Genomic DNA, 20,965 nt, shown 5'->3' on the forward strand with positions numbered 1-20,965 from the left:
CGGGCAGTGGCGTCCGGCGAACAGCCATAGCGGCCCGTATTCCGAACAGGATGAGCCGACGGGGCCGCTTCCCGAGGTCAGCGGACGAGACTCCGCGGCGTCGGCGTTCCCGCCGGTGAGCGGCCAGCCCGGCTCCTGGGCGGACGACGACGCGCCGACGGGCGGGTTCCCCACGGTCTCGGCGTCCGAGCAGGCTCCGCAGGCGGCGCGCCGGGAGCGCGCGCCGTTCGAGCCCGCCGACCCCGGGACGCCCGCACCCGACGGCTCCGGTGAGTCCGGCGCGTCCGGTGGCTTCGGCGCGCCCGCCGAGTTCGGCGCCGGCCCGTCCGCCGAGCCGACCGGCTCCTTCTCCGCCGGTGGTTCCTTCGGTGCCGAGCCGCCGGCCGAGCGCGGTGGTTCGTTCGGCGCCGAGCCGCCGGCCGAGCCGGAGCTCTCCTTCCAGCCGACGACGGCGTTCCCGTCCGTGCCGGAGGAGGAGACGCCGTCGTTCGGCCACCGGACGGTGGAGAACTCCTCCGGCCCGAACGAGCCCGTCCGGCCCGAGACCGAGCCCACCGGATCCACGCCGCCCTTCGGGGCCGAGACTCCGCAGGTCGCCCCGTACGACGCGCGGGACGCCACGTACGGGTACGAGGTGGCGGACCCGTCGTTCGGGTTCGCCCCCGCTCATCCGACGCGCGCGGCCGGCGTCGACACCGGCCCTGCGGCCGACGGCGCGGGTCCGGGCCCGGCGTCCGAGCCCTATTCGTTCGAGTCGCTGCTCGGCCCCGGCGACGGCGTGGCGGGCCCGGCGACGCCGGCCGGACCGCCGGCCGCCGGCCCGCAGCCGTACGACGACGTCGCCCCGTCCCGGCCTTTCCCCGGTCCCGAGGCGTTCCAGGGCGCGCCCGGAGTCCCGCCGTCCCCGGCGGGCGGTCCGGTGTCGGCCGAGGACCAGGCCGCGGAGAACGACTTCTTCTCGCACGGCGACGACCCGGCGATGTGGGACAGGCCGATCGGCCCGTCCGGCCCGCCGCCCCAGCCCGGCAAGCCGAGCAGCGGCAACCTGCGGCTGCCGGACTGGATGCGGGAGCAGAACGGCGACGGCGCCGCCGGGGGACCGACGGCTCCGCCGACCGGCGGCTATGACGGCTACGACGGCTTCGAGGAGAAGGGCCGGTCCAAACGGCCGCTGCTGGCCGTGGTGGGCGTGCTCGTCGTCGGCCTGGTCGCGGCGGGCGGAGCGTACTTCCTGACCGCCGGCAAGAAGTCGGACCACACCGCGAGCTCGAGCCCGAGCCCGAGCCATAAGCCGAAGGCGTCCACGTCGAAGAAGGCCGGTCAGCCGGCGGACGACCAGCCGGAGAAGCCGCTCACGCAGTTCAAGGGCGCCCACACCCGACCGGTGGGGCACATCTCCGACCTGCGGGCCGGCCTGACCTACCCGAAGCTCGGCAAGCCGTGGCAGATGCAGACCCAGAAGAGCGCCATGGCCGAGCTCGGGTTCAGCGCCGGCCAGTTCGCGGTGAGCGAGCCCAAGCGCTGGGGTCGGCTGCTGAGCGCCGAACTGGGCGGCGCGAACAAGGCCGCCTACGGCGGGCCGGGCACCGAGCACGCCGCCGCGACGAAGGTCGCCGACGCCTACGAGGCGAAGCTGTACGGCTACACGCACCACAAGAAGGTGCTGGCCTCGCAGTCGCTGAACATCGGCGGACACAAGGGGTGGCTGGTCGGCTACTACCTGACCTACCGCCAGCACGGCGTGAAGACCACCGGGGAGCTCTTCACGGTCGCGGTGGTCGACACGGGCAAGAAGGCCCCCGGCGTGCTGCTGATGACGGTGCCGAACACCGACAAGAAGCTCTGGCCGGACGTCAACTACGTCATGCGCTCGATCAAGGTGGCCTGATCCGGTCCTCGGCCCCCGAGAGCCGTGTCACATACCGAATCCCATTCCAATCCGTGTCGGTGGCCATCTAAGGTAGGCCGCGACGGGACGTTGCGGGATGAGGTGGGGACATGGCGATCGGGCTGACCGAGGAGCACGAGGCGCTCGCCGACGCGGTGCGCGGCTGGGCGGAGCGGTACGCGTCCGTGGACGTCGTACGCGCGACGCTCGACGCTGATGAAGAGGTCCGTCCGGCCTTCTGGGCCGGGCTCGCCGAGCAGGGCCTCCTCGGCCTGCACGTGCCCGAGGAGCACGGCGGGCAGGGTGCCGGGCTGCTGGAGCTCGCGGTCGCCCTGGAGTCCCTCGGCCGCGCCGTCGTGCCCGGGCCGTTCCTGCCGACCGTGCTGGCCAGCGCCGCGCTGCTGCGCGCCGAACAGGCGGGCAAGGCGCACTCCGCGCTGCTGCCCGGCCTCGCCGACGGCTCTCTGATCGGCGCGCTGTCGCTGGCGACCGGCCTCACCGGCCGCCGTACGGACGACGGCCTGACGATCAGCGGTACGGTCGAGCCGGTCCTGGGCGCGGGGCTCGCCGACGTCATCGTGCTGCCGGTCGCGACCGATGAGGGCGAGGAGTGGGTGGCCGTCGACGCCGCCGGGCTCACGGTCACGCCGCTGAAGAGCCTGGACCGGACCCGCCGCGTCGCCCGGGTGTCCGCCGAGGACGTCGCCGTTCCGGCCGACCGGGTCCTGACCGGCCTCGCGGGCCCGGAGGTCCTCGACCTGGCCGCGCTGCTCCTCGGCGCCGAGGCCGTCGGTCTCGCCGGCTGGTGCGTGACCACCGCCGCGGAGTACGCCAAGGTCCGCGAGCAGTTCGGCCGGCCGATCGGGCAGTTCCAGGGCGTCAAGCACAAGTGCGCGCGGATGCTGATCGACCTGGAGAAGGCCCGCGCCGCCGTCTGGGACGCCGCCCGCGCCTCCGACGACCCCGCCGAGGAGTCCGGCTTCGCGGCGGGCGTCGCCGCCGTCATCGCGCCGGACGCCGCGCTGCGCTGCGCCCGCGACTGCATCCAGGTGCTCGGCGGCATCGGCTTCACCTGGGAGCACGAGGCCCACCTCTACCTGCGCCGCGCCTCGACGCTGCGCGTCCTGCTCGGCCCCGGCAAGGACTGGGCCGGGTCGGTGGCGCGGCTGGCGCTCGACGGCGTACGCCGCGCCGTCGAGGTCGAGCTGGACGAGGCCACCGAGCCGCTGCGCAACCGCATCCGCGCGGAGGTCGAGCAGCTCGCCGCGATCACCGACGAGCGGGAGCGGTTCGCGAAGATGGGCGACGAGGGCTGGGTGTTCCCGCACCTGCCCAAGCCCTGGGGCAAGGCCGCCTCCCCGATGGAGCAGGTGCTCATCCTCCAGGAACTGCGTGCCGCCAAGGTCAAGGGGCCGCAGCTCGGCATCGGCGCGTGGGTCGTGCCGTCGCTCGTCACGTACGGCACGCCGGAGCAGCAGGAGCGGTGGCTCGCGCCGACGCTGCGCGGCGAGATGGTGTGGTGCCAGCTGTTCAGCGAGCCCGGCGCGGGCTCCGACCTGGCCTCGCTGCAGATGCGGGCCGAAAAGGTCGAGGGTGGCTGGCGGCTCACCGGCCAGAAGATCTGGACGTCCCTCGCCCAGCACGCCAAGTGGGCGATCTGCGTCGCCCGCAGCTCGGTCGAGCCCAAGAAGCACGACGGCATCACCTACTTCATCGTCGACATGAAGGCCGAGGGCGTCGACGTGCGGCCGCTGCGCGAGCTGACCGGCGACGCGATGTTCAACGAGGTGTTCCTCGACGGCGTGTTCGTGCCCGACGACCAGGTCGTCGGCGAGGTCGGCCAGGGCTGGAAGGTCGCCCGCAACACCCTCAGCAACGAGCGGGTGCAGCTGTCCAGCGGGCAGGGCCTCGGCGCGGGAACGCGGGAGCTCCTGAACTCTTTCCAAGGCAAGGACCTGTCCCCGGCCACGCTGACCGAGCTGGGCCGGCTGCTCTGCGAGGGCCAGGCGATCGACCTGCTCGGCCTGCGCCTCACCCTCAAGCAGATCTCGGGCCACGAGCCGGGCGCCGAGGCGAGCGTCCGCAAGCTGCTCGGCGTGCAGTTCAACCAGGAGGTCGCGGACTTCATCTGGGAGGCACAGGGCGCGGTGGCCACCGTGGAGGAGCCCGGTCAGGCCACCGGCATCTGGGCCCGGTACATGCTGTTCAGCCGCTCGATGACCATCTACGGCGGCACCACCGAGGTGCAGCTCAACGTCATCGGCGAACGCATGCTCGGCCTGCCGCGCGACCCGGAGCCCGGCAAGTAGCGGCACGGAGGAGCGCCGGATGGGCATCGGGCTGACCGAGGAGCACGAGGAGCTGGCCGCGAGCGTGCGCCGGTTCACCGAGCGGCACGCGTCCCGTGCGGCGGTGCGGACGGCCGTCGCGGACGAGGGGGCAGCGGGGCGTAGCCACGGGGGTGGAGAGCAGGCCGTACGGGCGTCGCGGCCCGCCCACTGGAGGGAGCTCGCCGAGCAGGGCCTGCTCGGCCTGCACCTCCCGGAGGAGCACGGCGGGCAGGGCTTCTCCGTCCTGGAGCTCGCGGTGGCCGTCGAGGAGATGGGCCGGGCCCTGGTTCCGGGGCCGTACGTCCCGACGGTGCTGGCGAGCGCGGTGATCGCCGCCGCCGACGCGCCGAAGGCGCGCCAGGAGCTGCTGCCCGGCCTCGCCGGAGGGGCGCTGACCGGCGCGGTGTGCCTGGCGACCGGGCTGACCGGGCGGCGGAACGGCGACGCCCTGATCGTGGACGGCGACGCCGGGCCGGTCCTCGGCGGCCTGACGGCCGACGTCCTCGTGGTCCCGGTCGCCGTCGGCGACGGCGCCGAGGAGTGGGTCGCGCTGCACCGCCGGGAGTGCGACGTCGAGACACTGGACGCCGTCGACGCCGTACTCGGGTCGGCGCGCGTCGCGGCGCGTGACGCCGTCGTGCCCGCCGACCGCGTGCTGACCGGGCTCACCGCGCAGGACGTGCGGGCCCTCGCGGCGGTGATCCTCGGCGCCGAGGCGTGCGGGGTCGCCGGGTGGGCGGTCGAGGCCGCCTCGTCGTACGCCCGGACCCGTGAGCAGTTCGGCCGGCCGATCGGGCAGTTCCAGGGCGTCAAGCACAAGTGCGCGCGGATGCTGATCGAGCTGGAGAAGGCCCGCGCCGCCGTCTGGGACGCCGCCCAGGCCGTCGTGGCCGGGGACCAGGTCCCGTACGCCACCGGCGTGGCGGCCGTCGTCGCCCCGGGCGCGGCCGTGGCCTGCGCCGAGGACTGCATCCAGGTGCACGGCGGCATCGGCTACACCTTCGAGCACGACGCCCACCTGTACTACCGGCGCGCCCTGACCCTGCGGGCGGTGCTGGGCCGCGCGGCGGACCGGCGGGCGTCGATCGCCGCGCTCGCCCTGGCCGGGGCGACACGGGAACGCGAGCTGGACCTGCCGCCCGAGGCCGAGCCGCTGCGGCGCGACATCAGGGCGCGGGTCGCCGAACTCGCCGCGCTGGACGAGCGGGAGCGAATCGCGGAGCTGGCCGCGGGCGGCTGGGTGCAGCCGCACCTGCCCCGGCCGTGGGGCCGGGCGGCCTCGCCCCTCGAGCAGGTCATCATCCACCAGGAGCTGCGGGCCGCCAAGATCAAGGGCCCGCAGCTCGCCATCGGCGCGTGGGTCGTTCCGTCGCTGGCCGCGTACGGCACGCCGGAGCAGCAGGAGCGCTTCCTGCCCGCCACCCTCCGCGGCGAGATCGTGTGGTGCCAGCTCTTCAGCGAGCCGGGCGCCGGCTCCGACCTGGCCGGCCTGCGCACCCGCGCCGAACGTACCGAGGGGGTGGCGGGGCGAAGCCACGGGGGTGAGACACAGAGCGGATGGCGGATCTCCGGGCAGAAGATCTGGACCTCGCTCGCCCAGTACGCCCAGTGGGGGATCTGCGTCGCCCGCACCGACCCGGACGCGCCCAAGCGCGCGGGCATCACCTACTTCCTCGTCGACATGACCTCTCCCGGCGTGCAGGTCCGGCCGCTGAAGGACCTCACCGGCGCGGAGGTCTTCAACGAGGTGTTCCTCGACGAGGTCTTCGTGCCCGACTCCCTCGTCGTCGGCCCGGTGAACGCCGGCTGGCAGGTCGCGCGGGTCACGCTCACCGCCGAACGCGTGAACCTGTCGACCGGCTGGCAGCTCGGCGCGGACGTGCCCCGGCTGCTGGACCTGGTCCGCGACCTCGGCCTCGCCGACGACCCGGTCACCCGCGACGGCGTGGGCGGGCTGGTCACCGACGCGCACGTGTTCGCGCTGCTCGGCCTGCGCGCCACCCTCAAACGGCTGTCCGGCGTGGACGCCGGCGCCACCGCGAACGTCAGCAAACTGGTCGGCATGGAACACGGTCAGCGGGTCACCGAGTACGGCTTCGGGCTGCTGGGCGCCGAGGGCGCGCTGACCGGCCCGCCCGGTGCGGGACCGCGCGCGGAGTGGACCAGGCTGCTGCTCGCCTCCCGCGCGATGACCATCGGCGGGGGCACCACCGAGGTCAACCTCAACGTGATCGCCGAACGCCTCCTCGGGCTGCCCCGGGACCCCGAACCAGGACGTTAGCGCGTGTCCCGAGGCTCCGTCGTCGCCGCCGGGACGGGGCTGGTCCTGGGGCTGCTGGCGCTCGGGCCCGCGCTGGCCCCGGGGTTCACGCTCGCGTACGACATGGTGTTCGTGCCGCATCCGACGTTCGACCGCGAGACGTTCGGGCTGGCCGGGATGCTGCCGCGGCACGTGCCCAGCGACGCGGTCGTCACGGCGCTGGCCCACGTCGCGCCCGCGGACCTCGTGCAGAAGGCGATCCTGCTGGCCGTCTTCGTGATCGCCTGCGTGTCCGCGTCCGCGCTGGTCCCTTCGGAACGGCTCACGGCCCGGCTGGCCGGCGGGGTCGTCTACGCCTGGAACCCCTTCGTCGCCGAACGGCTGCTGCTCGGCCAGTGGGCGCTGCTCCTCGGGTACGCCGCGCTGCCGTGGGTGGTGCGGGCGGCCGCGCGCGGCGAGCCCCGGCGGCTGGTCCTCGCGCTGGTGCCGGCGGCGATCGGCGGGTTCGCCGCGATGGCCGTGTCCGGCCTGGTCGTCCTCCTGATCGGCCTGCACCGGCCGCGCCCCGGGAGATCGGTCGGGGCCGGTCGGTCGGGGGCCGGGAGGTCCGTCGGGGTCGGTTGGTCGGGGCAAGATTTGCCGTGGCTGCTCGCGGGGCTGCTCGTGATGAGCCTGCCGTGGCTCGTTCCCTCCCTCGCGCGGTTCTCGGGGGTCCCGGCGGACCCGGCGGGGGTGGCGGCGTTCGCCGCCCGCGCGGACACGCCGTTCGGCGCGCTCGGCAGCCTGCTGCTCCTCGGCGGCGGCTGGAACGCCGAGACCGTGCCGCCCGGGTACGGCGCCGTCGTCACCGCCGTGCCCTGGCTGTGCGTCGTCCTGCTCGCCCTGGTCGCGTACGCGCGCGGCGGCCGGGCGGCCGCGACCCGGGGCCTGGGGGTCGCCGCGCTCGCCGGCCTGGTCCTCGCCGCCCTCGGCGCGGTCGTCCCCGGCCTCCTGCGCTGGGCGATCGGGCTGTGGCCCGGATTCGCGATACTGCGGGACGGCCATCAGTACGTCGCCCCGCTCGCCGTCGTCGTCGCGGTCGGGGCCGGCCTGGCCGTCGATCGCGTCGCGGGCGGACGCCCGGAGCTGGCGGTTCTGGCCTTCCTCGTGCCGGTGGCCCTGCTGCCCGGCCTCGCCTGGGGCGCGGGCGGCCGGCTCGCGGCGGTGCGCTATCCGGCCGACTGGTCGCGGGCGCGCGCCGTCGTGGCGGCCGAGCCCGGCACGGTGCTCGTCCTGCCGTGGGAGGCGTACCGGACCTACGCCTGGAACGGCGGGCGCCGGGTGCTCGATCCGCTGCCCCGCTACCTGCCCGGCCGGGTCGTCCTGAACGACGCCGTACGGGTCGGGACGGGTGGGCGGCGGGACCTCCGGATGGCGGTGGAGGACCCGCGGGCCCGGGCACTGGACCCCCTCATCAGCTCCGGCGCGCCGCTCACCGACGCGCTGCGCGCCCGCGGGATCCGGTACGTCGCCGTCGACGCGTCCGAGGAGTTCGGGACCTGGGGGGCCCGTCTCCCCGGGGCGGAACGCGTCGTCACCGGACCCGACCTGACCCTCTACCGCATCCCGGGTGCCGCCGGGAGCAGAGAGACGCCGGTTTCGCAATGGCCTACGGCAATAGCGTCGTTCACTACTTTTGCGGTGGTTGTGTGGTCAATGCGGCTACCGGTCGGTAGCCTCTTCAGATCGTTGTCGCCGAAGGAGCCATGATGCGGATCGCCGTCGCCATGCTGGCCGGAATCGTGCTGGCCCTCCTCACCTCGTTCGGCGTCGTGCGCGTCGTCACGACCTCGCAGCAGGACCCGGTCGTCAAGCCGCTGTACAACTACGGCTCCCGGTGAGCCGTGCGCCCGGAGTGCCCGCCCGTCCCGGCGCTGGACGTCGTCATCCCCGCGCGCAACGAGGCCGGGCGGCTCCCGTACGGCCTGGAACGGCTGTCCGCGAAGCTGGCTGGGCTGCCGCTGAGCGCTTCGATCGTCGTCGTGGACAACGCCAGCACTGACGCCACCGCGCGGATCGCCGAGCGCTGGTCCGGGCCGGTGCCGGTGCGTCTCGTCCACTGCCCGGTGCCCGGCAAGGGCGCGGCGGTCCGGGCCGGTCTGCTGGCCACCACCGCCCCGTACGCCGGGTTCTGCGACGCGGACATGGCCACCGACCTGGCCGCCCTCGACGAGGTCCTCGCCCTGCTGCGGACCGGGCACCAGGTCGTCATCGGCTCGCGGCGGCATCCGGGTTCGATCGTCGAGGTGTACGGGCATCCGCTGCGCCGTGTCGGCGCGCTCGCCTTCAACCGCCTCGTCCACGACCTCACGGGAGGGGTCGCCGACACGCAGTGCGGGTTCAAGTTCTTCACCGGCCCGCTGGCCCGGGCCGTCGCCGCCGACCTCCGCACGGCCGGTTTCGCCTTCGACGTGGAACTGCTGCTGCACTGCCGTCGCCGGGGCGCCGAGCCTGTGGAGATCCCCGTGGTGTGGCGCGACGTGCCCGGTTCGACCTTCTCCGTACGGCGGCACACGGTCGGCTGCCTGCGCGATCTGCTCCGCATCCACGCCGAGGCCCGCCGCGCCCCGGCCGCGCAGCGCCCCCGCGCCGTCGCCGACGAGGTCGGAGCCGGATGAGCGTGCCGGAGGGGCGCGACGTCGTCTGGACTGAGGAGCGCAGGGAGCGCAGCGACCGGAGCGACGAGGGAAGACGGCGTCCTGAAGCGCCCCGCAGGCTGAGCGGGAGGCGCAGATGACGGTCGCGCGGGAACTGCGTACGCTCGCTGTCGTGAACTGGCGCGACCCCTGGCATCCGGAGGCCGGTGGCGCCGAGCGCTACGCCTGGGAGATGGCCCGGTGGTTCACCGCGCGGGGAACACGGGTGTGCTTCGTCACCGGGCGGGCGCCCGGCCAGGCCCGGCGGGAGCGGATCGAGGGCGTCCAGATCGTACGCCTGGGCGGCCGGTTCGGCGTGTATCCGCTGGTCCTGGCCTGGATGCTGCGGCACCGGCGGGCGTTCGACGCCGTGCTCGACTGCCAGAACGGCATCCCGTTCTTCACGCCGTGGGTGCTGCCGCGCCGCGTGCCCGTGCTGTGCGTCGTCCACCACGTGCACGACGACCAGTTCGGCGTCTACTTCCCGGCTTGGCTGGCGCGGATCGGCCGGTTCCTCGAGGGGCCGGTGGCCCGGTGGACGTACCGGCGGCACGCCTGCGTCGCGGTGTCCCCGTCCACGGTGACCGCCATGCGGGAACGCCTCGCCTGGACCGGCCCCGTCCACATCGTCCCCAACGGCGTCACGCCGCCGGACTCGGTCCCGGAGCCGGGGGAGTGCGACCCGGAGCTGGTGTGCGTGAGCAGGCTCGTCCCGCACAAGCGCGTCGACCGGCTGCTGGACGTCGCCGAACGCCTCCGCGTCCGGGTCCACGTCATCGGGCGGGGACCGGAGGAGGCCGGGCTGCGGGCCCGGATCGCCGCGCGCGGCCTGGCGGACCTGGTCGTCCTGCACGGCTACCTGCCGGAGGAGGACAAGGTCGCGCTCGTCGCCCGCGCCCGCCTCCACCTCAGCGCCTCCCGAGGTGAGGGCTGGGGCCTCAGCGTGGCCGAGGCGGCGGCGCTCGGCGTGCCGACCGTCGCGTACGACGTCGACGGGTTGCGCGACGCCGTCGTCGACGGGGTGACCGGTCGGCTCGTGCGCGACGGCGAGGACCTCGCGGACGTCGTCGAGCGGGCACTGAAGGAGCTGACCGGGCCGGAGCGACGCCGGGAGACGGCGGTCGCCTGCCGGGCCTGGGCCGCCGAGTTCACGTGGGCGCGCAGCGCCGAACGCATGGCGGCGCTGCTCGACGCGGCCGTCCGGCGCGGGACGGCGCACGGTCTGGAGGATCAGTCGTTCCCATGGCCGCGCTGACCCGCGCCGAACCGTCCCCCGACACCGAGCCGTACCGCCTCGACGAGCGGCTGCGGGACCGCCTGCGGACCCTCCTGGGCTGCGCGCTGCTGACCCTCCTCGCGACGGCGACCCGGCCCGGCCGGATCATCGCCGACACCAAGATCGACATGGCGGTGAACCCGCTCGGCTTCCTCGGGCGGGCGCTGCATCTGTGGGACATCGAGCAGTTCGGGCAACTGCAGAACCAGGTGTCGGGCTACCTGTTCCCGATGGGCCCGTTCTACGCGCTCGGCCACCTGGCGGGCATGCCGGCCTGGATCGTCCAGCGGCTGTGGCTGGCCATGCTGCTGTGCACCGCGTTCCTCGGCGCCCGCCGCCTCGCCGGCCGCCTCGGGACCGGCACGCCGGACACGCGGCTGATCGGCGCCCTCGCGTACGCGCTGGGCCCGCACGGCCTGGCGTCCCTCGGCACGAACTCCTCGGAGTACCTGCCCCTGGCGATGCTGCCCTGGATGGTGCTGCCCCTGGTCGCCGCCGCGCACGGCGGCGGCCGGGTCCGCGCGGCCGCCCGGTCCGGGCTGGCCGTCGCCTGCTGCGGCGGCATCAACGCCACCGCGGTCCTCGCCGTCCTCGTCGTCCCGGTCCTGTACGTGCTCACCCGGAGTTCCCGGGGGCGCCCGCGCCTGTTCCGGACGCGCCTCCTCGCGTGGTGGGCGGTCGCGGTGGGCTGTGCCACCGCCTGGTGGTCCGTGCCGCTGCTCCTGCTCGGCCGGTACGCCTACTCGTGGCTGCTCTACACCGAGAAGGCCGCGACGACCACCGCGACGACCGGCCCCGCCAACGTCCTGCGGGGATCGGAACGCTGGCTGAACCTCCTCGTCGTGGACGGCCGTCCCTGGTGGCCCCTCGGCCACGCCTTCGCGACCGCCACGCTCCCCGTCCTGTGCACCGGTCTCGTCGCCGCACTCGGCCTGGCCGGTCTCGTACGGGCCCGGCTCCCCGAGCGGACCTTCCTCGTCCTCACGCTGCTGACCGGCCTCGTCGTCATGGTCGCCGGGCACGCGGGCCCGCTCGCGCCCGCCGTACGGGACCTGATCGACGGGCCGCTCGCCCCGCTCCGCAACCTCTACAAGTTCGACGGCCTGGTCCGGCTGCCGCTGGCCCTCGGCCTCGCGCACCTGCTGTCGTCGCCGCTCCGGTGGCGGAGGTGGACCGCCGCCGGAGCGGCCGCCGCCCTGGCCGGGGTGCTGCTGTCCGCGCTGAGCACGGGCCTGTCCGCCGACGGCGACTTCCGCGCGGTCCCGCAGTACTGGCGTGAGGCCGCCGCCTGGCTGAACGGGCGTGCCGGGGACCAGGGCGTCCTGGCCGTCCCGGGCGCGCGCTTCGGCGAGTACCTGTGGGGGCGCCCGATGGACGACGTCACCCAGCCGCTGCTGAACGTCCGCTGGGGCGAACGGCAACTCGTCCCCGCCGGCTCGGCCGGCTTCACGCGGCTGCTCGACGCCATCGACCAGCGGATCACCACCGGCCGGGGCTCCGCGGGGCTGACCGAGGTGCTGGCCCGCATGGGCATCCGCTACCTCCTCGTCCGCAACGACCTGCGCCGCGACGACCTGCGCGGCGCGTGGCCCGCCCGCGTGCACCAGGCACTCGACTCCTCACCGGGCATCCGGCGGGTCGCCTGGTTCGGCGGGGTGCCGGCCGGCTCCGTCCTGCCGGACGACGCCGTGAGCTCACCGGACCAGCCGTACGCGCCCGTCGAGATCTACGAGGTCGAAGGCGCGGACGACACCGTCGGCCTGCTCGACGCCGACCAGGCCCTGCGGCTGTACGGCTCGCCGGAGGCCCTGCTCACGATGGCCGACGACGGCCTGGTGGACGGCCGGCCCGTCCTGTTCGGCGCCGACGATCCCGAGACGACCGGCCGGCCCGTCGTCGCCGACTCCCTGCGCAAGGTCGAACGCGACTTCGGCGAACTGCGCGGCCACACCTCGCCCACGCTGACCGCGGCAGCGGAGCGGGGCGTGCCCGCCACCCGCCGGGACGTCCTCGAACCCGGCTGGGACCGCTACTCCACCGTCGCCGCCTACACCGGCATCAAGGACGTCACGGCCTCCGCCTCCGCGTCCGACATCACCTCGCCGGCCGAACTCGACCAGCCCGGCGCCCTCCCGTACGCCGCCGTGGACGGCGACCCGCGCACCCGGTGGGAGAGCGGCGGCTGGACCGGCCCCGTCGGCCAGTGGCTCCGCGTCGACTTCGACCACCCGCTGACGCCTCGGAACGTCACGGCGGCGTTCGCCCAGGACGACGGCCTCGGCCCGCCGCCGGACGAGGTCGCCGTCGAGACCGAGACCGGCCGGGTCGTCCAGCACCTCGCCGGTACCTCCGCCGCGCAGCCGCTCCGCGTCCCCGCCGGGCGGACCCGCTGGCTGCGCGTCCGGATCAGATCGCTGACCGCGCGGCCCGCCGTCCCCGCCGCCGCCCGCGTGGCCGTCTCCGAGCTGCACGTCGACGGCGTGCGCGCGGGCCGCGAGTACCGCCTGCCGACCGTCCCGGCCGGCGCGACGGTGGTCATGTCCCGGACCTCGGACGGGATGCCGGCGTGCCTGCGGGGCTCGATCCGCTGGGTCTGCTCGCCGTACCTCGAACGCGGGGCGGAGGAGCCGTACGCCTTCGACCGCGTCTTCACCGCCGCCCGTACGGACACCGCGAAGCTGACCGGGACGGCCGCCCTCACCGATCCGGACCTGATCCAGCGCTACACGAGCACCGACCCCCGCCTCCAGGTCACCGCGAGCTCGACGCTGACCCGGGAGCCCGCGACCCTGCCGCGCGGCGCGTTCGACGCCGACCCCGCGACCACGTGGGTGCCCGCGACGGGGGACCGCGCGCCGTGGCTGTCGCTGTCCTGGGGCCGCAAGGTCCAGGTGGGGCAGATCACCGTACGGCGTCCGGCGGGCGCGGCCTACCTCACCCAGGTCCGCGTGGAGGGGGACGACGGCCAGTGGCGCGAGGCGCCGCTGGACGACAAGGGCCGCGTGTCGTTCAAGCCGATGCGCACGAGCCGGCTGACGCTGCGGTTCTCCGGCCTGCCGCAGATCACCGACGTCACCGTGCCGGGCGTCAAGCCGTTCCGCGCGCTCCCCGGCGCGCGCGTCCCGCTGCCGTGCGGTTTCGGCCCCCACCTGCGGCTGAACGGCGTCGACGTGCCGACCCGCGCGACCGGCACGTACGCGGACCTCCTGGAGGGGCGGGCGTTCCGGTTCCAGGCGTGCCGCACGGTCACGGTCAAGGCGGGCGACGACCGGCTCGTCTCGGCGCCGTCCGGCGCCTTCCGCGTCGACTCCGCCGTGCTCGCCCCGGCCGGCGCCACGGCGGCCGGGGACGGCGAGCCGTCGCCGGTGACCGTGACGCGGTGGACGTCCGAGCACCGGCAGGTGGAGGTCTCGGCGCGGCGCGCCTCGTACCTGGTGGTCAACGAGAACTACAACGCCGGATGGCAGGCGAAGATCGACGGGCGGACCCTGCGCCCGGTACGGATCGACGGCTGGCGCCAGGCGTGGGCGCTCCCGGCGGGCACCATCGGCACCGTCCGCCTGTCGTACACCCCCGACCGCACGTATCAGGCCGCCGTCCTCATCGGCCTGAACTTCCTGGTCGTCCTGGTGATCGCAGCCCTCTGGCCGTCCCGGCACCGCTCCGCCGAGCCGGAGCCGCGACCGGAGACCGCGCGGGCGAGGTCCCGCTTCGTCGCGACCCTCGAGCTCGTCCTGACGGTGGGCGCGGCGGCGGGCATCGGCTACTGGAGCGACGGCCTCGTCGGGACGGCCGTGGCGGCGGTCGCGGCGGTGGCGTTCGCCCTCGCCCCGGCGCGTACGCGGCTGGGCACGCCGTGGCTCCCGGCGGCGGCGATGCTCGCCGCGACGGCGTCCCTGCTCGTCGGCCTGCGCCTGCAGTCGGCGCAGCACACCGCGGCGCACCTGTGCACCGAGACCCTGCCGCAGCTCGTCTGCCTCGTCATCGTCGCCCGCCTGGTCGCGGCGTCGTCGCGGACACGGGAGAGGTAGTCACGCACGTCTTGATCAGTCGCACTATGTCGTCCAGGTCGGCCTCGAATTCGGTGGTGAGGTCGACGGGCAGGTCAAGCCACGGCGCCAGCCTGTGGTGGCCGGGAAGATCGCCCTCCGGGAGCCGGCCGCGGCGGCTGCGCGGGTCGAGGGTGCCGGGGGCGAAGCGGCCCGATGCCTCGGACGCGGCGAAGCCGATCACGAAAGTGCTGATCAGGCGCTCCAGCCGGGGCACGTCGCGATCCGGGACCCCGGCTTCGATGAGCGCGGTGTAGATGACGTCCACCGCGCGCACGGCGTCCGGCGTGACGGCGGGCCGCGAGAAGAGCAGCTGCGCCGCCCACGGGTGACGCTGGGTCGCGTTCCGGCAGGCGTGCGCCAGGGCGCCGAGCCGTTCTTCCCACCCCTGGTCCTCGCCGGCGTCCGGCGGCAGGAACGCGGCGAGCAGTCGGCCGACGACGGCGTCCAGCAGCGCGGCCTTGCCGCTCACGTGCCGGTACAGCGCCATCGGTGTCACGCCGACGCGCTCGGCCACCGCACGCATCGAGACGGCTTCGAGGCCGTGCTCGTCGGCGATGGCCAGTGCCGCGTCCAAGATCTCTTCCCGCCTGCCGCCCATGGGTCTACAGTGTATACGTATACGGTGTATACATCGTCTGGAGGCGGGATGCTCACAGCAGAGGGACTGGTGAAGCGCTACGGCCGGCGGCGAGCGCTCGACGGCTTCGACCTCGAGGTCGCGCCCGGCGAGATCGTCGGCCTGATCGGTCACAACGGCGCCGGCAAGACCACCTTCGTGGAGATCGTCACCGGTCTCGTGCGCCCCGACGCCGGCCGGGTGCGCGTCGGCGGGCGTGACGCGCTGCGCGCCGGCCCTGCCGTACGGCGGCTGCTCGGCGTGGCGCCGCAGGAGGTCGCGCTGTACGACCGCGTCACCGTACGGGAGAACGCGCGGCTGTTCGCCGGACTGGCCGGGCTGCGCGGGCGGCGCCGGGACACCGAGATCGCCCGGGTCCTGGACGAGCTTCACCTGACCGCGCTCGCGGACCGGCCCGTGGGCGTCCTGTCCGGTGGCCAGCGCCGCCGCGTCCAGGCCGCCACCGCCATGGTCGGTTCGCCGCCGCTGCTGCTGTTGGACGAACCGACCACCGGCGCCGACCCGGAGACCCGCTCGGCGCTGCTGCTCGCCGTCAGGGCCCGCGCCGAAGCTGGCGCGGCCGTCCTCTACACGACGCACTACCTGCCGGAACTCGTCGATCTGGACGCCACGTTGGCGCTCGCCCGTGCCGGGCGCGTCATCGCGCGCGGTACCCGGCAACAGCTCACCCGCCACCTGCCCGGCGAGCTCAGGGTCACCTTCGCCGACCCGGCCGAACCCGAACTGCGGCTGCCGACGACGGATCCCGGCGCCGACCTCGCCGCCCTGCTCGCCTCCGGCCGCGTGCCCGCCTCCGTCGACGTGCGCCGCCCCGGCCTGGACGATCTCTACCGCTCGCTGGGAGCCGCGGTGGGTGAGGAGGCCCGCGATGTCGCCGCGTGAGTCCGCCGCCCGTACGGGCGTTCTCGTCCGCCACAACCTGCTGCTGATGCTGCGCGAACCCGGCCCGCTGCTGAGCCGGATGATCCTCCCGCTCGCGTTCATCACCCTGCTGCGCCCGCTCTACCTGGCCGCACAAGGCCGGACGGCGGGCACCGAACAGGCGGTCGTCGGCACACTGGTCACCTTCTCGCTGCTCGCGCTGAGCATCTCCGGCGGCGCGATCCTCACCGAACGGCTGGCGCGCACCTGGGACCGCCTGCGCGGCACGCCACTCCATCCCGCGGAGATGCTCGCGGGCAAGGCCATCCCCGTCTTCGCGGCCCTGCTCGCCCAGCAAGTCCTCATCGTCGCTTCGGCGCGTGCGCCCTCGGGCTGAGCGTTCCGCATCCACTCCTGCTGCTGGGCGTCCTGCTGAGCTGGAGCTGCACGCTGCTCGGCCTCGGTGCGCTGGTCGGCGTACTGGTCCGCAGCATGGGCGAACTCTCGGCCGCCTACGACATCGGCGGCATGCTGCTCAGCAGTCTCGGCGGCGCGCTCGTCCCGCTCGGCGCCCTGCCGCACTGGGTCGCGGGCGTGGCCCCGATCTCGCCCGGCTACTGGGCCGTCCGCGGGCTGCACGCCGCCCTGACCGGCGACGCGCACACCGCGGCGGCGGCCTGCGCCGTCCTGCTCGGCGTGGCGCTGACCTGCGGCACCGTCGCCTCGATCCGACTTCGGCTCTGCCCGTGATCTCCGCCGGATCTAGTCGCCGGTCGTGCCGTCGAGCATCTCGCGCAGGATGTCCAGGTGGCCGTTGTGGCGGGCTGTCTCCTCGGTGAGGTGGAGGAGGATCCAGCGCAGGTCGACGTGGAGGCCGTTGCGGATGGTTCCCTCAGCCTGCTTGTCCAGGTCGTTCCCGGCGACCAGTTCGCGGTAGCGGGCGCTCTGTTCGGCGTATTCGTCGAGCAACTGCGTGAGCGGGAAGTCGACGGCGATACGCATCTCGCGGTCGGGGTCCTCATCCGTCATGGGGGCCCGGTCTTCCTCGCCGAGGAAGACCACCTGGAACCAGTAGTACTCGACCCAGCGAAGGTGGTTGATCAGTCCGCTCATGGTCATCAGCGGTGAGCCCGGCAGGAGCGCCTTGCGGGCGTTCTCCGCGGAGACACCCTCGCACTTGGCGCGGGCGGTGTCCCGTGCGTAGTCGAGGAAGGTGGTGAGCTGGGTGCGCTCGTCCCATGCGGGCGGCGTGTCGTTGATTCTGGTCATCGCGCGAAGCATCCCCAACCACCGCGCCCGTTGTCGAGGTTTTTATCGACGGACCCCACCTGCTCCACCCAGCGCCTTCTCCAGTGGGGCGCTACAGCGATTCAGCGCCGGCGGGCCGCCCGGCATGATCCGCCGGACAGGCCCTAGGCGAGCGTCGCCGGCCGACGTCGTCGCCCGGCCACATTCGGCCCACGGACTGGCGGAAGTTTTATCTACCAAAGTGTCATCCAGATTGTTAACATTCCTCGAACCTGCTGTTCTTCAGCCGGCTCGGGGGCTGCCAGGCAGGAGCGGCATGCCTGACCAAGGAGGCGGTTGCCCATGCGTGGATCATTAGCGCGCGATCAAGAATCCCGAGACAGCAGGAGACGGGCGCGGCGCCGGTGGCGGCCGATGACCGGTTCTCTCCTCCTCGCCGTCCTGCCGGTGGTCTTCGGGTCCGTCGGGAGCCTGGCCGGTACCGCCGGTGCGCGGCCGAACGAACGTCCCGTCACGGCGGCGGGGCTCGCGGACCTTCCGGCGCTCAAGCCGGTGATGGACTGCGCCGAGTTGACGGGCCTCGACCTGAGCGGCGTCACCGACGCACCAGTGAAGATCACCTCTGCGACCGTCTCGACGACGGGCGCGCCGGCCCCGTACTGCGACGTCCGGGGGACCGTCGCTCCGGCGAACACCATCGTCATGCGCCTGCCCGTCAACGGCTGGACGCAGCGCTACCTCCAGACGGGCTGCGGCGGTGAGTGCGGCTCGGCGAACATCGACTACACGCAGGCGTCGACCTGCACGCCGGTCACGGACGGCACGATCGCCAGTGCGACGACCGACATGGGGCACCAGGGGAGCCCCGACGGATCCTGGGCGGCGAACAACCCGCAGGCGCAGATCGACTTCGCCTACCGCGGCGTCCACGTGACGTCCCAGGTCGCCAAGGCCGTCATCGCCCGGTTCTACGGCCGTTCTCCCGCCTACTCCTACTTCGACGGCTGCTCCGACGGCGGCCGTGAGGCGCTGATGGAGGCCCAGCGCTTCCCCGGCGACTTCGACGGCATCGCCGCCGGAGCCCCGGCGAACGACATGGTCGTCCAGAACACCTTCCACCACGCGTGGAACGTCCTGACCAACCTCGACGACGACGGCCACTACATCCTCCTCGCCGGCAAACTGCCGCTGATCCACCGCGCCGTGCTGGCCGCCTGTGACGGACTGGACGGTGTGACGGACGGCCTGATCGGCGACCCGCGCCAGTGCCACTTCGACCCGGCGACGCTGTTGTGCAAGGCCGGCCAGGATCCATCGACCTGCCTGAGCAGCGCCGAGACCGGTGTCGTCCGCCGTCTTCACGACGGGGCGGTCGACGAGCGGGGCCGCCGACTGGAGCCCGCGATCGCCCACGAGTGGGGCTCCGAGCTCGACTGGACCCTCTTCGTCCCGGCGAAACAAGGTCAGACGGTGGGCAGCGAGAACTTCGTGCTGTCCTTCGCGCGGTACCTCGGATACACGAACGTGGTGAATCCCGGCTGGAAGCTGTCCGACCTGAAGTTCACGGTCGCCTCGTTCTGGAAGACGGTCCAGTCGTCTGGCTACCTCGCCGCGATGGACCCGGACCTGAGCCGTTTTCAGCGCGGTGGCGGAAAGCTCTTGCTTTGGCACGGCTGGAGCGACCAGCACATCTCCCCGCAGAGCACCCTGGCGTATTACGACGCGATGCGGAAGACCATGGGCCGTGGCGTCGTTGACAGGTTCGCCAAGCTGTACCTCTTCCCCGGCGTCGCGCACTGCGGTGGCGGCGAGGGCCCGAACACCTTCGACGTCCTCACTCCCGTGATGGCGTGGACGGAGAGCGGCCGGCAGCCCGGCAGGATCGTCGCGTCGAACGTGACGAACGGCACCGTCACGCGTACTCGCCCGGTCTACCCGTACCCGACGGTCGCGCGCTACGACGGCACGGGCAGCGTCGACGACGCGGCGAACTTCGTGCCGAGCACGCCGCGCCACGAGCCGGGTCCCGGCTATCACTGGGTCGGTGAACGGCTGTACTCCGGCGACTACCAGACCTGGTGCACGGCGTCCGGTGTGAGACTCCTCTGCCGGCCGACGCGGACCTGGCTCACGGCTCGCGCGTAGCGTCTCGCGCTCGCCTTCAGGCCCGTCCCGGATCAGGCCGGGGTGGACCTGAGGGCTTCGATGACGCCGGCCAGGTGGGCGCGTGCCGCCCGCTCGGCGGCTTCCGGCGCGCGGGCGCAGATCGCCTCGATGATGGCGTGGTGCTCGGCCAGGGAAACGTTCGGCCGGCCGGGGAGCAGAGCCAGTCTGAACTGGTGCCGGACGTTCTGCGCGCGCAGCCGCGACAGCACCGCGGCGGCGGTGCCCTGCCCGCTGATCTCGACGATCCGCTGGTGGAGGGCCCGGTTGAGCTCCGAGTACCGCAGCACGTGCCCGTCCGCGACTGCGGCGCGCATCGCCGCGTCGAGGGCGCGCAGTTCGGCCATTTGTTCGTCGGTGACGTGCTCGGCGGCCTTGGCGGCGCACAGGCCCTCCACGGCCATGCGGACCTCGGAGATCTCGATCGCCTCGTCCAGGGTGATGGCGCGGACGCGGGCGCCCCGGTGCTGGATCCGCTCGACGAGCCCCTCATTGGCCAGCTCGAACAGCGCCGTGCGGACCCCGCCCCGGCTCACGCCGAACTGCTCGGACAGGTCCGCCTCGACCAGGCGCTGGTTGGGCGCGAAGTCCCCCCGGGCGATCGCCTCCCGGATCGCCGCGGTGACGTCCAGGCGTTCGGTCTCCCCGGTGGCGTCCGTGGTCTGCTCGTGCGTTGGCATGCTTCCTCGCTCGCGGGCCCGTCGACCTGCGCCCATCTTCGTACCGGGCGGGCCGCCACGATTCTAGGGACTCGGCCGGTGGCCCTCCTTCGCCTGCTGGATGAGCCGGTAGATGTGGGCTCGCAGTTCGGCGAAGCGTGGGTCGGAGCGGGTGGTGAGCTGGTCGCGCTCGCCCGGCAGGTCGATGGCGACCTCCTCCAGGACGACCGTCGGCGAGTTCGACAGGACGATGACGCGCTGCCCCAGGTAGACCGACTCGTCGATGTCGTGGGTGACGAAGAGGACGGTGACCCCTAGGCGTTGCCAGAGGGCGCGGACGAGGTCCTCGAGCTCGGCGCGGGTCTGGGCGTCGACCGCGGCGAACGGCTCGTCCATCAGCAGGATGTGCGGCTCGTACGCGACCGCTCGGGCGATGGCCACGCGCTGCTGCATGCCTCCCGACAGTTGCCAGGGGTGGGCGTCGTGCACCTCGGCCAGTCCGACGGCGTCCAACGCCTCCCGTACGAGCCTCTGGCGTTCGGCCTTGGGGACGCGCTTCTCCTTCAGCGGCCGTTCGACGTTCTGGCGCACGGTCATCCAGGGGAAGAGGCTGCGGCCGTACTCCTGGAAGACCACGGCCATTCCCGGCGGCGGGCCGGTCACCTTCCGCCCCTCGAGCGTCACCTCCCCGGCCGTGCAGTCCAGCAGGCCCGCGACGCAGCGCAACAGGGTGGTCTTGCCCGCGCCGGACGGCCCGACGATGCAGACCAGCTCGCCCGCCCCGACGCTGAAGGTCAGGTCGCAGACCGCTTCGACGCCCCGTCCCTTGCCCTGGTAGACCTTCTTCAGCCCGCGGACGTCCAGCAGCGCGGTGGACGTGCCGGGGTTCTCGACGCCGATCGGTGTGGTGGTCATC

16 protein-coding genes are annotated in these 20,965 nt (G+C 73.8%); 12 read left to right on the plus strand and 4 right to left on the minus strand.

What is annotated here, in order from left to right; all coding sequences use genetic code 11:
• The first annotated feature begins 115 nt into the window (after positions 1-115).
• The 8 genes from ABD978_RS13400 to ABD978_RS13435 all read left to right on the plus strand — a co-directional run bounded on the left by ABD978_RS13400 (position 116) and on the right by ABD978_RS13435 (position 14,460).
• Positions 116-1,888, plus strand: coding sequence for a hypothetical protein (locus ABD978_RS13400; protein WP_345353560.1), 1,773 nt, complete (start codon positions 116-118; stop codon positions 1,886-1,888).
• Between the two features lie 110 nt (positions 1,889-1,998).
• Positions 1,999-4,197, plus strand: coding sequence for an acyl-CoA dehydrogenase family protein (locus tag ABD978_RS13405; protein WP_345353562.1), 2,199 nt, complete (start codon positions 1,999-2,001; stop codon positions 4,195-4,197).
• 19 nt (positions 4,198-4,216) lie between these two features.
• The gene (locus tag ABD978_RS13410) at positions 4,217-6,499 is read left to right on the plus strand and encodes an acyl-CoA dehydrogenase family protein (RefSeq protein WP_345353564.1); all 2,283 of its coding nucleotides are present in this window, start codon (positions 4,217-4,219) and stop codon (positions 6,497-6,499) included.
• 3 nt (positions 6,500-6,502) lie between these two features.
• Positions 6,503-8,227 (plus strand): MmpA family trehalose lipid delivery protein, encoded by a 1,725-nt coding sequence (locus ABD978_RS13415; RefSeq protein WP_345353566.1) that lies wholly within the window; start codon positions 6,503-6,505, stop codon positions 8,225-8,227.
• A complete protein-coding gene (locus ABD978_RS13420) occupies positions 8,224-8,358 on the plus strand; it encodes a hypothetical protein (RefSeq protein WP_345353568.1) in 135 nt (44 codons plus the stop codon). The genes ABD978_RS13415 and ABD978_RS13420 overlap by 4 nt, the downstream gene beginning before the upstream one ends.
• A 3-nt stretch (positions 8,359-8,361) precedes the next feature.
• Positions 8,362-9,135: a glycosyltransferase gene (locus tag ABD978_RS13425; RefSeq protein ID WP_345353570.1), complete on the plus strand. Its 774-nt coding sequence runs from the start codon at positions 8,362-8,364 to the stop codon at positions 9,133-9,135.
• Between the two features lie 115 nt (positions 9,136-9,250).
• Complete coding sequence (locus ABD978_RS13430) at positions 9,251-10,408, plus strand: glycosyltransferase family 4 protein (protein ID WP_345353572.1); 1,158 nt, start codon at positions 9,251-9,253, stop codon at positions 10,406-10,408.
• Positions 10,396-14,460: an alpha-(1->3)-arabinofuranosyltransferase domain-containing protein gene (locus ABD978_RS13435; RefSeq protein ID WP_345353574.1), complete on the plus strand. Its 4,065-nt coding sequence runs from the start codon at positions 10,396-10,398 to the stop codon at positions 14,458-14,460. Before ABD978_RS13430 ends, ABD978_RS13435 begins: the two co-directional genes overlap by 13 nt.
• On the opposite strand, the gene ABD978_RS13440 is transcribed toward ABD978_RS13435, so the two are convergent.
• Positions 14,411-15,079: a TetR/AcrR family transcriptional regulator gene (locus tag ABD978_RS13440; RefSeq protein WP_345353576.1), complete on the minus strand. Its 669-nt coding sequence runs from the start codon at positions 15,077-15,079 to the stop codon at positions 14,411-14,413. The genes ABD978_RS13435 and ABD978_RS13440 overlap by 50 nt on opposite strands.
• Positions 15,080-15,127: 48 nt before the next feature.
• Here ABD978_RS13440 and ABD978_RS13445 point away from each other — a divergent pair, with 48 nt between their 5' ends.
• From ABD978_RS13445 to ABD978_RS13455, 3 genes are read left to right on the plus strand one after another with little or no spacing between them, the layout of a single operon-like run.
• Entirely contained in the window at positions 15,128-16,000 is an 873-nt protein-coding gene (locus tag ABD978_RS13445; protein WP_345353578.1) for an ABC transporter ATP-binding protein, read from the plus strand.
• Positions 15,987-16,376, plus strand: a complete 390-nt coding sequence (locus ABD978_RS13450) for an ABC transporter permease (protein WP_345353580.1) — start codon at positions 15,987-15,989, stop codon at positions 16,374-16,376. Before ABD978_RS13445 ends, ABD978_RS13450 begins: the two co-directional genes overlap by 14 nt.
• Positions 16,377-16,429: 53 nt before the next feature.
• Positions 16,430-16,729, plus strand: a complete 300-nt coding sequence (locus ABD978_RS13455) for a hypothetical protein (protein ID WP_345353699.1) — start codon at positions 16,430-16,432, stop codon at positions 16,727-16,729.
• Between the two features lie 12 nt (positions 16,730-16,741).
• On the opposite strand, the gene ABD978_RS13460 is transcribed toward ABD978_RS13455, so the two are convergent.
• Positions 16,742-17,248 carry a DinB family protein gene (locus tag ABD978_RS13460; RefSeq protein ID WP_345353582.1) on the minus strand — a complete coding sequence of 169 codons (507 nt, stop codon included), beginning with the start codon at positions 17,246-17,248 and terminating at the stop codon, positions 16,742-16,744.
• Positions 17,249-17,641: 393 nt separating this feature from the next.
• Between ABD978_RS13460 and ABD978_RS13465 the strand changes: the two genes are divergently transcribed.
• Entirely contained in the window at positions 17,642-19,372 is a 1,731-nt protein-coding gene (locus ABD978_RS13465) for a tannase/feruloyl esterase family alpha/beta hydrolase (RefSeq protein WP_345353584.1), read from the plus strand.
• A 32-nt stretch (positions 19,373-19,404) separates the two neighbouring features.
• Here the strand turns inward: ABD978_RS13465 and ABD978_RS13470 are convergent, their stop codons facing one another.
• Positions 19,405-20,070 carry a GntR family transcriptional regulator gene (locus ABD978_RS13470; RefSeq protein WP_345353586.1) on the minus strand — a complete coding sequence of 222 codons (666 nt, stop codon included), beginning with the start codon at positions 20,068-20,070 and terminating at the stop codon, positions 19,405-19,407.
• A 63-nt stretch (positions 20,071-20,133) separates the two neighbouring features.
• Entirely contained in the window at positions 20,134-20,964 is an 831-nt protein-coding gene (locus tag ABD978_RS13475) for an ABC transporter ATP-binding protein (protein ID WP_345353588.1), read from the minus strand.
• Position 20,965: the final 1 nt, after the last annotated feature.

The organism is Actinoallomurus liliacearum (assembly GCF_039542035.1).
Classification (GTDB): Bacteria; Actinomycetota; Actinomycetes; order Streptosporangiales; family Streptosporangiaceae; genus Actinoallomurus; species Actinoallomurus liliacearum.